This window comes from Spartinivicinus marinus (assembly GCF_026309355.1).
GTDB classification, from domain to species: Bacteria; Pseudomonadota; Gammaproteobacteria; order Pseudomonadales; family Zooshikellaceae; genus Spartinivicinus; species Spartinivicinus marinus.
Map to the genome: position 1 here is coordinate 2,661,482 of NZ_JAPJZK010000001.1, position 15,305 is coordinate 2,676,786.

At 40.3% G+C, this 15,305-nt stretch carries 14 protein-coding genes and 1 pseudogene; 6 read left to right on the forward strand and 9 right to left on the reverse strand.

Translation table 11 applies throughout. The annotated features are described in order from the left end of the window. Positions 1–13: 13 nt before the first annotated feature. The 4 genes from trkA to def form a co-directional block, all read right to left on the reverse strand. Positions 14–1,387 carry a Trk system potassium transporter TrkA gene (gene trkA / locus OQE68_RS11880; protein ID WP_180568767.1) on the reverse strand — a complete coding sequence of 458 codons (1,374 nt, stop codon included), beginning with the start codon at positions 1,385–1,387 and terminating at the stop codon, positions 14–16. A 48-nt stretch (positions 1,388–1,435) separates the two neighbouring features. Further along, complete coding sequence (gene rsmB, locus OQE68_RS11885; RefSeq protein ID WP_180568766.1) at positions 1,436–2,743, reverse strand: 16S rRNA (cytosine(967)-C(5))-methyltransferase RsmB; 1,308 nt, start codon at positions 2,741–2,743, stop codon at positions 1,436–1,438. Continuing rightward, complete coding sequence (gene fmt / locus OQE68_RS11890; RefSeq protein ID WP_180568765.1) at positions 2,743–3,726, reverse strand: methionyl-tRNA formyltransferase; 984 nt, start codon at positions 3,724–3,726, stop codon at positions 2,743–2,745. The genes rsmB and fmt overlap by 1 nt, the downstream gene beginning before the upstream one ends. Before the next feature lie 135 nt (positions 3,727–3,861). After that, positions 3,862–4,371 (reverse strand): peptide deformylase, encoded by a 510-nt coding sequence (gene def, locus OQE68_RS11895; RefSeq protein WP_180568764.1) that lies wholly within the window; start codon positions 4,369–4,371, stop codon positions 3,862–3,864. A gap of 661 nt (positions 4,372–5,032) precedes the next feature. On the opposite strand from def, the gene OQE68_RS11900 reads away from it, so the two are divergent. From OQE68_RS11900 to aroE, 6 genes are all read left to right on the forward strand, one after another. Continuing rightward, positions 5,033–6,061, forward strand: coding sequence for a LysM peptidoglycan-binding domain-containing protein (locus tag OQE68_RS11900; RefSeq protein WP_180568763.1), 1,029 nt, complete (start codon positions 5,033–5,035; stop codon positions 6,059–6,061). 84 nt (positions 6,062–6,145) lie between these two features. Continuing rightward, positions 6,146–7,330 carry a DNA-processing protein DprA gene (gene dprA, locus OQE68_RS11905; protein WP_180568762.1) on the forward strand — a complete coding sequence of 395 codons (1,185 nt, stop codon included), beginning with the start codon at positions 6,146–6,148 and terminating at the stop codon, positions 7,328–7,330. A 147-nt stretch (positions 7,331–7,477) separates the two neighbouring features. Beyond that, positions 7,478–7,984 carry a 5-(carboxyamino)imidazole ribonucleotide mutase gene (gene purE, locus OQE68_RS11910; protein ID WP_180568761.1) on the forward strand — a complete coding sequence of 169 codons (507 nt, stop codon included), beginning with the start codon at positions 7,478–7,480 and terminating at the stop codon, positions 7,982–7,984. A gap of 16 nt (positions 7,985–8,000) precedes the next feature. After that, positions 8,001–8,555: an L-threonylcarbamoyladenylate synthase type 1 TsaC gene (gene tsaC / locus OQE68_RS11915; protein ID WP_180568760.1), complete on the forward strand. Its 555-nt coding sequence runs from the start codon at positions 8,001–8,003 to the stop codon at positions 8,553–8,555. A gap of 94 nt (positions 8,556–8,649) precedes the next feature. Continuing rightward, positions 8,650–9,558 carry an oxygen-dependent coproporphyrinogen oxidase gene (hemF, locus tag OQE68_RS11920; protein ID WP_180568759.1) on the forward strand — a complete coding sequence of 303 codons (909 nt, stop codon included), beginning with the start codon at positions 8,650–8,652 and terminating at the stop codon, positions 9,556–9,558. 26 nt (positions 9,559–9,584) lie between these two features. Continuing rightward, the gene (gene aroE / locus OQE68_RS11925; protein ID WP_180568758.1) at positions 9,585–10,403 is read left to right on the forward strand and encodes a shikimate dehydrogenase; all 819 of its coding nucleotides are present in this window, start codon (positions 9,585–9,587) and stop codon (positions 10,401–10,403) included. A 36-nt stretch (positions 10,404–10,439) separates the two neighbouring features. Here aroE and OQE68_RS11930 read toward each other — a convergent pair whose 3' ends face one another. From OQE68_RS11930 to OQE68_RS11950, 5 genes and pseudogenes are all read right to left on the reverse strand, one after another. Beyond that, positions 10,440–12,116 (reverse strand): response regulator, encoded by a 1,677-nt coding sequence (locus OQE68_RS11930; protein WP_180568757.1) that lies wholly within the window; start codon positions 12,114–12,116, stop codon positions 10,440–10,442. Beyond that, on the reverse strand, positions 12,106–12,663 hold the full coding sequence (locus tag OQE68_RS11935) for a heme NO-binding domain-containing protein (RefSeq protein WP_180568756.1): 558 nt from the start codon (positions 12,661–12,663) through the stop codon (positions 12,106–12,108). The genes OQE68_RS11930 and OQE68_RS11935 overlap by 11 nt, the downstream gene beginning before the upstream one ends. A gap of 289 nt (positions 12,664–12,952) precedes the next feature. Further along, positions 12,953–13,384, reverse strand: coding sequence for a tail fiber domain-containing protein (locus OQE68_RS11940; RefSeq protein ID WP_180568755.1), 432 nt, complete (start codon positions 13,382–13,384; stop codon positions 12,953–12,955). Positions 13,385–13,514: 130 nt separating this feature from the next. After that, positions 13,515–14,227 (reverse strand): annotated as a pseudogene (locus OQE68_RS30825) (ion transporter). A 484-nt stretch (positions 14,228–14,711) separates the two neighbouring features. Continuing rightward, positions 14,712–15,065 (reverse strand): hypothetical protein, encoded by a 354-nt coding sequence (locus OQE68_RS11950; protein ID WP_180568754.1) that lies wholly within the window; start codon positions 15,063–15,065, stop codon positions 14,712–14,714. Positions 15,066–15,305 lie beyond the last annotated feature (240 nt).

Genomic DNA, 15,305 nt, shown 5'->3' on the forward strand with positions numbered 1-15,305 from the left:
AGAAATTCCTGATTTAGAAGAACGTTAGGCCAACCTGGAAAAGGCGCTCTACTTCTTTAATTCGACGCTTATCAACCAAAAACATGATCACATGGTCATCAGACTCAATAACAATATGATCGTGGGCAATAATCACTTCGCCATTACGAACAATGGCACCAATAGAAGTACCTTCAGGTAATGGAACTTCTCCAATTTTTTTGCCAACCACTTTAGATGACTTTTCATCACCATGGGCAATTGCCTCAATGGCTTCTGCAGCTCCACGACGTAGAGAGTGCACGTTAACCACATCACCTCGTCTTACGTGGGTAAGCAAGCTACCGATGGTGGCTGTTTGTGGAGAAATCGCAATATCAATTTCACCCCCTTGAACCAGGTCTACATAGGCAGGGTTGTTGATCAGGGCCATTACCTTTCTTGCACCCATTCTTTTGGCTAGCATGGCCGACATGATGTTGGCTTCATCATCATTGGTTAAGGAGCAAAAAATATCAGTTTCTTCAATGTTCTCATGCAGTAACAAATCTTTATCAGAGGCATGACCATTGAATACCAGGGTTTTATCCAGTCGCTGGGATAGTTGATGGCAGCGGTCGATATTCTTTTCGATAAGTTTTACGTTGTAATGATTTTCTATATTCGAGGCTAGACGCTCACCGATGTTGCCACCCCCAGCAATAATAATGCGCTTGTAGTTTTCATCTAGTCGGCGCATTTCACTCATCACATCACGGATGTGTTTTCTTGCAGCGATAAAAAATACTTCATCATCAGCCTCAATAACCGTGGTGCCTTCCGGCAAGATGGGAGTGCCTCGTCGGAAAATAGCCGCTACCCGGGTATCTACCGAAGGCATGTGCTCACGAATATAACGTAACTCCTGACCAACCAGCGGGCCGCCATAGTAAGCTTTTACTGCTACTAGCTGCAGTGCTCCATCGGCAAAGTCAACCACTTGCAATGCCCCTGGGTGTTCAATTAATCGCTGAATATAGTTAGTAACAATGCGCTCTGGACTGATAATGACATCGACTGGAATGAGATCATTTTGAAACAGTTCTGGGTGTGAGAGATAAGCGTTTTGACGGATACGAGCAATTTTAGTGGGGGTGCGGAACAGGCTGTAAGCTACCTGGCAGGCAATCATATTTTCTTCGTCACTATTAGTGACAGCCACCAGCATGTCAGCATCATCAGCACCAGCTTGTTTTAACACGTTTGGAAATGAGGCGTTTCCAGTAATCGAGCGAATATCTACCCGGTCCTGCAATTCGCGCAGTCGCTCGGCATTTGTGTCAACAATGGTGATGTCGTTGGCTTCGCTAGCCAGGTTTTCTGCTAATGTACCGCCAACCTGACCAGCCCCCAATATAATGATTTTCATCTGCTAAAGGCTTATTTGTTGTTATTACTGTTATTTGATAATGCAAGTCTAGGTTTTTAATAAGCAGGCGTAAAAGAAACCATCATGACCGTTGATCTGTGGTAGCAATTGTCGGCCAGTACCCGTATCTATACCCCAGTTAGCATCAATAGTGCTGAGTGCTGCATCAGCCTGATTTTCAAGAAAATCTAGTACTACTTCAGCATTTTCTTCTGGAATAACTGAGCAGGTGGCATACACCAGTCGTCCCCCAGGTTTCAGTAACTGCCATAGTGCGGTGAGAATACTTTGTTGAGTAACCGCTAGATTATCGATATCTTCAGGTCGTCTAAGCAACTTAATATCAGGATGACGCCTGATTACACCAGTGGCAGAGCAAGGTGCATCTAATAAAATGCGATCAAACTCGCGGCCATCCCACCAACTAAGCGGTTTACTGGCATCTCCCTCTACTACTTGGCAGTTAAGATCAAGTCGGTGCAGGTTTTCCTTCACTTTCCCTAGCCGCTGTCCATCAACATCCAGTGCAATCACTTCAGCAAGCTCTGGTTGCGTCTCTAAAATATGGCAGGTTTTTCCACCAGGGGCTGCACAGGCATCAAGTACTCGTTGACCAGGCTGTAAATCTAATAACGTGGCAGAAAGCTGCGCTGCTTCATCTTGTACACTCACCAGGCCTTCACTAAAACCTGGAATTTTCTGTACGGGTACAGGTTGTTTCAGCGTGACGGCTGATCCTGCAAACTGACATGGCGTTGCTTCAATGCTGGCTTCATTGCATTGGTTTAAGAAATCATCACGGGTTATTTTGCTCAAATTAACCCGTAAAGTCATAGGAGGGTGGCTGTTATTAGCCTCAATAATTTGTGGCCAATGATCAGGCCAGTGATGAGTGAGTAGCTCGCGTAGCCAGTCGGGGTGTGAAGTTAAGGTTTCTGGCGTCTGATCAGCTTGCTCTAGCAGTTGCTGCTGCTGGCGTTGAAACTGCCTTAATACACCATTAACTAAACCCTTTGCCCAGTTTTTTTTAAGTAGCTGGCAGGTACCTACTGTTTCACCGATGGCTGCATGGGCTGGAATCCGGGTGTAAACCAGCTGATATAGACCAAGCAAAATCAGTGCAAATATATCAGCATCTTTACTTTTTAGTGGCTTTGCCAGCAACTGCTTGCTACACGAAGATAATCTAAAATACCAGCGTAGCGTACCGTAGCACAGCTCTTGTAATAGGCTACGATCTATAGGTGCTACTTGCTGACTGTATTGAGGTAATATTTGGCTAAGTGACTGGCCTTGGTTAATAACTTCTTTAATGGCTTTAGCTGCAACCATTCGCACCGGCTGATGGTCTGACATTAGCTTAACTTAACTCCCGGTTGAAACTGCTCTTTACGACTATTCAAAAGTTCTTGAACACTCATTGATTTACTGTTGGGAAGCTGAAGCCTGGTGATACGTAAAGTGCCGTTACCGCAGGCAATATCTAACCCTTCTTTGTTTGCAGAAATAATAGTGCCAGGTGCTTGATCAGAGCTATTTGCTGAAAGAATAGCTAAGGACTTTCCATTAACAGCCAAAGGCTTTGCTTCCCAAACTCGAATACGCTGGCCATCAAGTTCAGTAAAGGCAATTGGCCAAGGGTTGAAAGCGCGAATCAAACAATCAAGCTCAGTCGCTGACTGTTCCCAGTTAATATGAGCTTCTTGTTTGGAAAGCTTGTGTGCGTAGCTGGCATTTTCATGATCTTGCACTTTAGGTTGCAACTGACCATCAGCTATTTGTTGTAAAGTTTTTAGAAGTGCTGGTGAACCAATTTCAGCCAACTTGTCATGTAATGAGCCACCTGTTTCTTGATCAGATATTTCACACTCACTGATGGTGAGCATATCACCAGTATCCAGCCCAACATCCATTTGCATAATGGTGACACCTGTAGCTTTGTCCCCTGCAGCAATTGCTCGTTGAATGGGGGCAGCCCCTCGCCATTTAGGCAATAAAGAAGCGTGGACATTAATACAACCGTAGTGAGGTGTTTCTAAAATGATTTTTGGCAGTAATAAACCATAAGCGACTACGACCATCACATCGGCGTTAAGGCTGGCTAACTCCGTTTGTGCTTCTTCTGACTTTAAACTGGTAGGTTGAAATACGGGTATTTGATGGGCTTCAGCTAATACTTTAACTGGGCTTGGGGTTAGCTTTCTGCCACGCCCAGAAGGACGATCTGGCTGAGTGTAAGCAGCTATGACTTGGTGCTGGCTATCCAGTAAAGCTTGTAAATGGATAGCAGCAAACTCCGGGGTACCGGCGAAAACGATGCGTAGTGGCTTTATGCTCATGGAATCTTGGTTATAGTCAAATAAAAAAGGGTTGTCGCTTGGCAACAACCCTAAATCGATAAATCTATATCAAGACAGCTTCATATGGCAACTAGTTAGTGTAATAGCATTTTTAAAATACAGTGTCTTTGGCTATTACGCCGTTTGAAAACGGTGCTGTTTTTCTAGCTTCTTCTTAATTCGATTACGCTTTAATGGCGATATATAGTCAACAAACAGTTTTCCATTAAGATGGTCAATTTCGTGTTGAACACATACCGCCAGTAACCCTTCACACTCCATGGTGAATTGTTCACCATCCAGATTTAGTGCGGTGAGTTTAATTCTTTCTGGACGGGTGACATCCTCATAAAAGCCAGGTACTGATAAGCAACCTTCTTGCATATGGTCAAGCTTGTCAGTTAGTACTTTAAACTCAGGGTTAATGAGTACATATGGCTGGCTTTTGTCTTCAGAAACGTCAATAACAACTATCCGCTTATGAACATTTACCTGGGTCGCAGCTAAGCCAATACCCGGTGCTTGATACATAGTTTCTAGCATGTCATTGGCTAGCTTGCGAATAGAGTCGTCTACTTTTTCTATTGGTGTAGCTTTGATTCTTAGGCGTGAATCAGGAAACTCTAAAATATCTAAAACGGCCATTCTGCTTGATATCCTCGAAAATCGTTATAGCTAATTTTATTGTTGATAAGCTAGCTTGGCAATGACTGAAAAGCGAACACTTAAGCCATCATAGAGAGATCACTCTAGAGTCTTAAATAGAAAATCTAAAGTTTAGAGTACTATTCACTATATCAGTTGCTAATATGTAATTATGCCAGCTTATAAGAGTGGCTTATTTCACAAAATTTGGTGTTGATACCCTGTATTCCTTTAATGAGTGCGCTATATTGCGCATAGAGAGTGTGAACAGTTTCTAATGCTATAAGAGACTTATTATAGATAGTTGGTATTTTGTATATAGATAGATTGTCTGACTGTTTTCTTTAATAAAGTAGCTTAAGTAATTGAAAGTAGCTTAAGTAACTGTTTGTAGCTGAATCTGGGTGCTGTGCAAGACAAGCGTTTTACTTGTTAGCTGACTGTTGTGATTAACCAGCGCAGTGAACAGTTTGGAGAGGGGGAGTCTTTGCTCCAATCGTTAGTTGTTTACAGCAGTAGTCTGAATATTTCTGTGGTTTGGTAAATTTTTCAGACTAGTATATTTGAAATGAAATAATCAATGCTGCTTGTTTTCCCTTTTTTACAGGGTTTAAACGGGTGGTGAATGCCAACATGATAAGTAACAATAAAGGATAACACCATGAGGAAATCGCTTCTTGGGGTTGTTTTTTCCTGCCTGGTCAGCTTTTCAACCGTGGCTGCTGAAAATCCCATCCGAGCTGATCATCCTAACTCTTACACCGTGAAAAAAGGTGATACGTTGTGGGATATAGCTAACCGTTTTCTGACTAAGCCCTGGATGTGGCCTGCAATTTGGCACGTAAATCCAATTATTAAAAACCCCCACCTTATCTATCCAGGAGACCAGATAAACTTGGTTTATATTGATGGTAAACCTTATCTGACTATTGGTAAGCGAGGGGCCGGGGGAGTGATTAAGCTGAGCCCGAAAATTCGTAAAACTCCAATTAAATCGGCAATCCCTGCTATTCCATTGAATGCTATTAATAGTTTCATGGACCGAAGTCGTATAATTGATGATGAAGATGTTATTGAAAAAGCTCCATATGTAATTTCCAGCCGGCAAGAGCGGATTATTAATGGCGTTAATGACCTCATTTATGCTCGTGGCGAATTTAAAGACGATGCATCAGCTTATGGTATTTTCCGCCGTGCAGAGCGATTTACTGACCCAAAAACTAATGAGTTTTTAGGTGTAATGGTGATGGATATTGGGGTTGGTGAAATAAAAGACGTTGCTAATGATATTGCCACAATCAATATTACTGAGAGTAATAGTGAAATCAGAATTGGTGACAGAATGCTGGAAACGGAAGAACGTCGTTTGCAGCCAGTCTTCCACCCAAGCTCACCTAAAAAAGATATTGAGGGTGAAATTCTAGCTGTGGTTGGTGGGGTTAACCAAATTGGCCAGTTTGATAATGTGGTGATTAACCGTGGTACTCGTGATGGATTAGAGACTGGTAATATCATGTCTATTACCAAAAAGTTAGTTATCAAAGATCACGTAACTAAACAATATGTCGATATGCCACCTGATGAAGTGGGCTTATTGATGATATATCGTCCGTTTGAGAAGGTGAGCTATGCGGTGGTGTTGAAGGCAACACAACCAATTAAAACGGGAGATGGCGTCATTAATCCTTGAATAGATACCCAGCTCTTTGGGTATAGTAATTTCATAAAGTCTGGGGCATATTGCCCCATCCCTCCCTGCTAAAGAACAGAAAACGTGTCTAAACAAGTAACATGGCAAAAACTGTCAGACTGGGTGCTGTTGCACTCTGTATCCGGTGTTGGTGCTAACCGTTTTAGTCAGTTAATAGCACGATTTGGTAGTCCTTCACTGGCATTGCAGCAATCTGCCAGCAAACTGTCTGACTATTTACCCCCTAAAAGTATTGAAATAATACGAGAAATTCAGCAAGGTTCTGGTAAAGAGTATGATCAGCTGCAGTCATTGCTGGTAAAAACGGCGCAGTGGCTAGAGCATCCTAACCATCATATTATTTCCTGTATTGATGAGGGTTATCCGAGTGCTTTTAGCCACTTAACTGACCCGCCCCCTTTATTATTTGCTGTTGGTAACCCAGATTTATTAGAGATGCCACAACTATCTATTGTGGGTAGTCGCCATCCATCCAAAAGTGGCGAGGAAAATAGTTATCACTTTGCTAATACGATGGCGAAAGGCGGTTTTACTATCACCAGTGGCTTGGCAGATGGCATTGATGCAGCTGCCCATAAAGGTGCTTTAGATGCAGAAGGGTACACAATAGCTGTCGTTGGTACTGGTTTAGATTTGGTTTATCCCGCAAAAAATAAAGCATTAGCCGAACGAATTAGTCAAAGTGGCTTATTAATTTCTGAATTTCCTTTAGGCACTAAACCACAGGCAAGTAATTTTCCACGTCGGAACCGTCTTATCAGTTGTCTTGGGCTGGGGGTGCTAGTAGTTGAAGCAGCACTGCAAAGTGGTTCATTAATTACGGCACGATTAGCTGCGGAGCAAGGGCGAGAGGTTTTTGCTATTCCAGGGTCTATCCATAATCCACTCAGTAAAGGGTGCCATCAATTAATTCGACAAGGTGCTAAGCTGGTTGATAGTGTTGAGCATATCTGGGAAGAGCTAAAGCATAGCTTAAATACTTATTCTGTTGTTAGGGGAGCGTGTCAGGCTGTAGAGGCCCAAGAACCTGAAGAGCAGCCAGTCATTCAACCATTAGTGCTGGAAGACCCTAATCAGCAGCAGGTTTTAGACGCTATTGGTGATGAAACCACTTCTATGGATATGATTATGGCGCGTACTGGGCTAGCTGCAAATGATGTTAATAATCTGGTGCTGGAACTGGAGATGCAAGGGTTTATTGCTTCTGTGCCAGGTGGGGTAGTACGAAACCCTACCCAACAATTTTAAACACTGGTGAGTATTATAAAATGCTTACCAGAAGAATATAGAGTAGAACTATTAATAACACCTAACCAACTGGTTAGTCTTGCATCCCTGATTGGGGTGGGGTAATTTGCGTTTCTTTTTTGCTGACTTGCTAATGAGGTGCTAACTATGGCTAAGCCTTTTGTGGCCATTTTAATGGGGTCTGACTCAGACTTTCCAAAAGTTGAAGCGGCAATTGGAGTTTTGAAAAAACTGTCAATTCCTTATGAAGTGCGGGTTCACTCAGCTCATCGTACTCCAGATGCTACTCATCAATATGTTACAGGTGCTGATCAGCGTGGTTGTGCTGCTTTTATTGCTTGTGCAGGTATGGCTGCTCACTTAGCTGGTGTAGTTGCATCTTTAACTATTAAGCCAGTTATTGGCGTGCCAATTGATGCAGGCCCTCTAGATGGCTTAGATGCATTAATGTCTACAGTACAAATGCCTGGTGGTATTCCTGTTGCAACAGTGGCAATTGGTAAGGCGGGTGCAAAAAATGCTGGCTACCTTGCTGCACAAATCATTGCAGTATCTGACGCAGATTTAGCTGAGCGTTTAAAAGCTGATCGTGCAGAAAATGCTAAAGAAGTGTTAGCAAAAAACGAAGCTTTGCAAAAGCAACTAAACGGCTAGCATCCTCTTATTATTTATGACAGCTGATGTATTTCAGACCGCCGTGAGTGCTATGCACCGCGGCGGTGTCGTGGCTTATCCTACTGAAGCAGTATGGGGGCTTGGTTGTGACCCCTGGCAGCAGACAGCAGTAGAGGAAATCCTTAAGCTGAAACAGCGCCCTATGGAAAAAGGGTTGATTATGGTTGCAGCTGATATAAGTCAGATTGAGCCATTACTTAAGTCTGTAACAGCTGAACAACTGACACAGCTTAAAGCAAGTTGGCCTGGCCCTGTTACCTGGCTCATTCCTGATCCTGAGAATTGGGTGCCGCAGTGGGTTAAAGGAGAACACAGTGCTGTTGCAATTCGGATAAGTGATCATCCTGTTGTAACGAAACTTTGTCGGTTGATAGGAAAGCCAATTATTTCCACCTCAGCTAATTTAGCTGGTGAGCCAGAACTAAAGACTGAGCAGGCAGTTAGGCAACAGTTTGGTGATAAACTGGATGCAGTTGTTTCTGGAGAGCGGGGTAATCAGACTAAGCCATCGCAGATTAGGGATTTGATTACTAACCAAATATTACGGTAATACCCTTCGCTGTGGGTAACTTTATTCTTGATGGCCATCTCTCCTTCCGATTAAATATACTTCTTGCAAGAACCCCTCAATAGTGGATGCCATTGTGACTCAGCCAGATATTCAAGCCGTTAAAAATTATCTTCTTAACTTGCAAGACAATATTTGTCGTGCATTAGAACAAGAAGATGGTGAAGCGAAATTTCAGCAGGATGAATGGCAAAGAGAAGGAGGAGGCGGTGGTCGTACTCGGGTGATTAGCAATGGCGCTGTCATCGAAAAAGGGGGAGTTAATTTTTCTCATGTATTTGGTGCAGGCTTGCCAGCATCAGCAACCGCTGCAAGACCAGAATTAGCGGGACGTAGTTTTCAGGCATTGGGGGTATCGTTAGTTATTCATCCTCATAACCCTTTTGTGCCCACTTCTCATGCTAATGTTCGCTTTTTTATGGCGGAAAAACCAGGTGCTGATCCAGTGTGGTGGTTTGGTGGTGGTTATGATTTAACGCCATACTATGGTTTTGAAGAAGACTGTAAACACTGGCATCAAACGGCCAAAGAAGCCTGTGAGCCTTTTGGCAATGATGTTTATCCTCATTATAAAAAATGGTGTGATGACTACTTTTTCTTAAAGCATCGTAATGAACCAAGAGGTGTTGGTGGTTTATTTTTTGATGATTTAAATGAGTGGGGGTTTGCCAAAAGCTTTCAGTTCATGCAAAGCATAGGTGATAGCTATATTAAGGCTTATCAGCCAATTGTGAAAAAGCGTAAAAACGAGGCCTATAACGAACAACAAAAAGCTTTCCAAGAATACCGTCGTGGCCGCTATGTTGAGTTTAATCTAGTATACGACAGGGGTACGCTATTTGGTTTGCAGTCTGGTGGTAGAACCGAATCAATTTTAATGTCATTGCCACCAAAGGTGCGCTGGGAATATAACTGGCAACCACAACAAGGCAGCTTGGAAGCAGAGCTTTATGAAAAATTTTTAATTCATAAAGAGTGGATATAGAGTGATTATAGAGAGGAGAGTAGAACATGACAGACCAATATGCAGTTGTCGGTAATCCTATTGCTCATAGTAAATCCCCTGTTATTCACCAGTTGTTTGCAGGAACAACCAACCAAGATTTAACCTATAATACACTGCTAGCCCCATTAGAAGCCTTTGAGGAAACCATAAAAGATTTCTTTGCTCAAGGCGGTAAAGGCCTTAATGTCACGGTGCCATTTAAACAAAATGCTTGGCATTATGCTCAGCAGTTAACCGAGGCTGCTAAGCGGGCTGGAGCTGTTAATACCCTTTGGCTTGATCAAGAAAATCAATTGTGCGGTGATAATACAGATGGTGTAGGCTTGGTAACTGATTTAGAAATTAACCAACAAGTGGCACTGAAAAATAAAAAAATACTGATTTTAGGTGCAGGCGGTGCAGTTAGAGGAATATTAGAACCAGTAATTGCAAAGCAACCTGCCAAAATTACTATTGCAAATCGAACCGTAGTAAAAGCAGATAAACTGGCCGACGATTTTGCAGACTTAATGGCAATGGAAGCTGTTAATTTTAGCGAATTAAGTGAAACCTTTGATATTATTATTAATGGTACCTCTGCTAGTTTACATGGTAATATCCCACCATTGCCAGAGGTGGTTATTGATCCGCAGACCATATGTTATGACATGATGTATAGTGCAGAAGCAACACCATTTAACCAGTGGGCAGAACAAAAAGGATCACAAAAGCAGATTGATGGTTTAGGTATGCTTGTCGAGCAGGCCGCTGCTGCGTTTCACATTTGGCGTGGTGTTAAGCCAACGACAAAAGATGTGATAGAAAAAATGAGGCGAGAGTTGTAGGGGCGTGGCGCGCCTACATTTGCTCTGAAGAAAACTTTACAATAACCACCGCTTTAACACTTGTTGGAGTTGTTCTAATTTAACAGGCTTAGTTAAATAGTCATTCATTCCTGCGGCTAAATATTCTTCCTGATCACCTTCCATTGCATTAGCAGTTAAAGCAATAATGGGCAGCTTAGACAGATTAGTGCGGCGAATGACTTGAGTTGCCTCTATACCATCCATAACAGGCATTTGAATATCCATTAGTATTAAAGATAACTCTGCAGAGTTGATGATATCGATAGCTTGTTGTCCATTCTCTGCTTTTAAACAAGAAAATCCTATTTTATTAAGCATTTTAGTTGTTATCATTAAATTAGTTGCATTGTCATCTACGACTAAAATAGGAGCAAGTGAAGGTAGTTGTTCTAGTATGGATGGAGAGCTTGGCTCCTGTTCATCTCGTTCGTAAACATAGGGTTTTCCTAGTAATAAATTAATAAAAGTATTAGGTCTGAGAGGCTTCAGTAAATTGTATTGAGCTTGAGGAAACAGTTTGTTTTTGCTTCTATGTGGCCATTTTATGGTAATTATTAAGTATTGTTGTAATTGTTTAGTAGAAGATAAACTTTCTAAGTCTTGTTCAGTGATAATGTCTAAGTCTAACCAAATTTGTGCAATCTTAAATTTTTGTAGTTCACTTAATAATATTTTTTTATTTTGAATGAATATAACTTGTCTATTGCAGGCTTCACATTGAATTGTAAACATCTTTTGTAAAATGTTATCAGTTACCCAAGCAATAACAGGCACTTTAGTATATTGAGCCATGTGCCAGCCTTCAACAATAGGGGGTAAGCTGACTGAAAACCAAAACGTACTACCTTTACCTTCTGTAGATTTAAAACCAATACTACCTTGCATTAGCTGTACTAAGCCTTTCGAAATAGCCAGGCCAAGTCCTGTTCCTTCAACAGGCTTATGCTTAATATTATGAACTTGTTGGAATTCAGTAAAAAGTTTTTGTTGGTTATGTTTAGCTATGCCTCTGCCTGTATCCTCTATTGAGAAATGTAAGGTTGTTGTTTGTTGATTTTTTTCTAGAGTTCTTATGTGAATATAAATACCACCTTTGTCTGTGAATTTTATTGCGTTAGTTAATAAATTTAAAATAACTTGTCGCAAACGACCTTCATCACCTGTTAACTTCAGTGGAACTTCTTGTTCTATAGCACAACCAATAGAAATAAGTTTTTTTTCTGCAATTGGTGCAATTGTAGAAACGATTTGGCTCATTAAGTCAAATAAATTAAAATTTTTTTCTACAAGCGTATACTTACCTGAGTTTATTTTTGAGTAATCTAGAATATCATTTAATATATTAAGCAACGCTTCAGTTGACCGTCTAATTACCTCTACTTGCTCTTGCTGTTCTGAAGATAATTGGCTTAATGCTAGTAGTTGAGCCATGCCTAAAATACCATTCATAGGAGTACGTATTTCATGGCTCATTTGAGCTAAAAAGGTGCTTTTGGCTTCAGACGCCGCTACGGCCTTGTCTTTTGCTTCCGCAAGTTTAAGTGCTTTTTCCTTTAGATCTATTTGCTGAGTCTTTAATTTTTCATTTATTTCATAAAGTTGACGGCTTTTTTCTTCGAGTAGTCTTTCTGCTTCTTGACGAGCAGCCCTTTCACGGTTTAAACGCCGTAACCAAACTTCATCATTTGCCATAGCCGTTTACATCATTTATACAAAATAAAGCTTCGTAGGGAGGGTACTCGCTTATATTATGTCTTGTCAGTTCTAACTTTTCATTATAATGGGCGATACATCCTTTAATTAATCCTTCAGCAAGATCTGCTAGCGGACGTGATGACTGATAGCGGATCTTTAGCTCTTTTTTGTCTATATGTATTACCTCAAATTTAGGTATATCTGCATCAGGATACAACTTTTTAACTTCTACATGAATATGATCATCTAGTTTTTCTAACATTTGAAAAGTACCAGTAATATCAGTCAGTAATTCTTGGTAAATGCTAGCTAAACGTCCAAAGAGGTAGAACCCAAAAAACTGTAGTAGTTCTTTAACTGTTTTATCAGAATGTTTGCTTAAGACGTCTATTAAGGCTAGTAATTCACTGATATCATAACTGCCAATAGATGTATAAATACCCTTAGATGGCAGGTTTGTTTCACTTAGCAAAATATCTACCATTTCTGGGGAAAAATATTTTTCCGCCATATCTATGAATTCGGTAAAAATAATGCCTTTCATCTGGTGTTTCCGCTGTATGATAATGACGCAGAGCGTATTTTTTTAAATCCACTGACGTATATTGTATTTTAGCTTAAAATTGTTGTAATGCTGAAGGTTTGGATGAGGATTGTCCTTAAAAGAGGATAGTGGAATTAAAGATTTATAAATCAATTGTTACAGAAAAAAGATACAATACTTTATTACTGATTTATAGGTGTTAAAATTTATTTTAATGTTGCGTGGATTGATTTTTTTATTTTAAGTGAACAGTTTGATGGGGTATTTTATCCACCCCATTATTAGTTTTTTATAGCCCCAATTCTTGCCTTAAAGCTTCATTCTCACGTTTTAGCTCTTTCACAGATTCTATTAAAACACCTAAAAGGCCAGCATAGTTAACTTGCTTGAAACCTGTTTTTGGTGAAGTGCTTACAAGTTCAGGAAATACTTGTTCAACATTTTGTGCTATAACGCCAATATCTTTTTGGTTATTGCTACGCCACTCAAAACTTACACCATTTATCTGTACAACTTTATCAAGTGCATTATCAACAAGGGTGATATTTTGTTTGAGATTTTGGTCACTGAAGCGAGGTCTTGGAAGTGAATCAGCATAATCCATTACGCATTTAAGTTGCTCCTTCCATGTTGCTAACTGGTTACATTTATCTGGAGTATTAGCTGCATAGGATGTAAGAGTGAGTGAAGTTAAACAGAAAGTTGCTATAAATTTTTTCATGCATGACACCCGTACTTGATTTATATCATTGTTTCCTGTTTATTATCAAGTTATACGTCACTGGTTTTATATGGTAAATGTGAAACAAATTGTAACGAAAGTTTAATATTTTTTATGATCTATTTAATACCTATTGGCTTTCTTCATTTCTAGCTTGAGATAAGGCTGATGCTAATAAGCCGGTTGGTACTGCAACAAAGCCGAGTCCAATAGTTAGAATTATAAATGTGAACATTCTGCCGCCGAGCGTTATTGGGTATACATCCCCATAGCCAACTGTTGTCAAGGTGGCAACAGCCCACCACAGGCTGTGAAATACTGACTTAAACTGTTCTGGTTGGGCTGCATTTTCAAAATAATAAATACCTACCGCAGATAAATACAATAAGATAAGAGCAGTAAAGCCAAATACAAGAAGTTCTCCTCTGGCGATAACGAGTGCTCTGTGATAGTGCCTGATTGTTTGAGAGTAACGAATTATTTTTAAGATTCTTAACATCTAAATAGCCTGATCACTCGCAATGACCTCAAGTCAAGGCTTGTTGTAATATAAAAGGGTAAAACAGCTAATAAATCAATAATTCCATAAAAACTGAAAATATAACTTAGCTTTTGCTCTGAATAATAAACCCTATATAGGTATTCAACTGTAAAAAAACTAATGGTTATAAGTTCGATGTAGTTTAGCAATTGCTGAGTTGGGTTTGCCAAGTTGGGTAGGGTTTCAATAGAAAAGCTCACTACTGATAAAATAATAAAAAAATAAATTAAGTAGTTACAGAATTTTTTAGCTTGCTCCCTTATATGATTAATACCATTCTTTGCAGTTGTTGTGTTATCCATTGTATTGCTCTTGTCTTATCCGTGACGTGATATAGGGAAATCTAGTTTACTAAGAAAGTTGCTTCAACTTGATCAATTTGAAGTAGTTATCTCATACGGGGGGTTAGTACGCATGTAAAAATAAAAGGCGACAGAATGATGTTATAGCGGACTAGGTATTTTATGGGACAAACTGTTTAACGGCTTGTGTCACTGCTATTGATTGATAGGTACTTTGAGAAATTGCGTGATACTCGATAATTTCATGAAGCTGCAGAAGGGGATAAATACTTGATTTTTAATGGCGCGCCCTAGAGGATTCGAACCTCTGGCCTTTGCCTCCGGAGGGCGTCATGACAACATGACAGTTATGTTAACTATCTGATTATTAAAGGCTTTATTTGTAATAATTCTGTCTTGTGAAGCTATTTGGACAATGTTTACTTTCGAATTGCGTAGCATTAGTGTGACACTCAAAATAGGCTTTTTCTAGCTATGCGACAGGTTAGTCCTGGCATTCTCTATCCCACATCTTCTCAACCAAGTCCATAACAGTATCAGCATATTCGGGGTCCTTATCACACAGATCAACCAGCATACTGAATACTTTGGATAACCGTTGACCACCATTATGGCCTGTTGACAACCAAATTAAGTCTCTACTCAGTTCATCACAGACTTGTTGTGCATAGTCGAGGCCCATGTCGCCACTAGATATTATTTTGCGGTTAGTTTCCCACTTATTGCTTAACGTTTGAGCAAGCTGTCTAACCGAAATATTTTGGATATCTAACTCCTGTCTGATACGGGCTTGTCTTTGCTTAACTCTTTTACTAACTGTTTGATTACTACTCATCATGAACGCATTTTAAACAAGTGGTATACAAAATTGCACTAACGATCTCAAATTTTTGGGTGATATCTCACCCAACCAATCATTCTAAATAAGCAATTAGTTGTATATCTGGGTGGGATTCTTACCCAAACGCCCGATTGATTATTTTGTGTGCTTTATTTCACAATCATTTATGCTGTATATTTGGGCAGTGTAAAACGAGTAGACAGTTCTACTACTCACACAAGACAGGTAAGGACTATT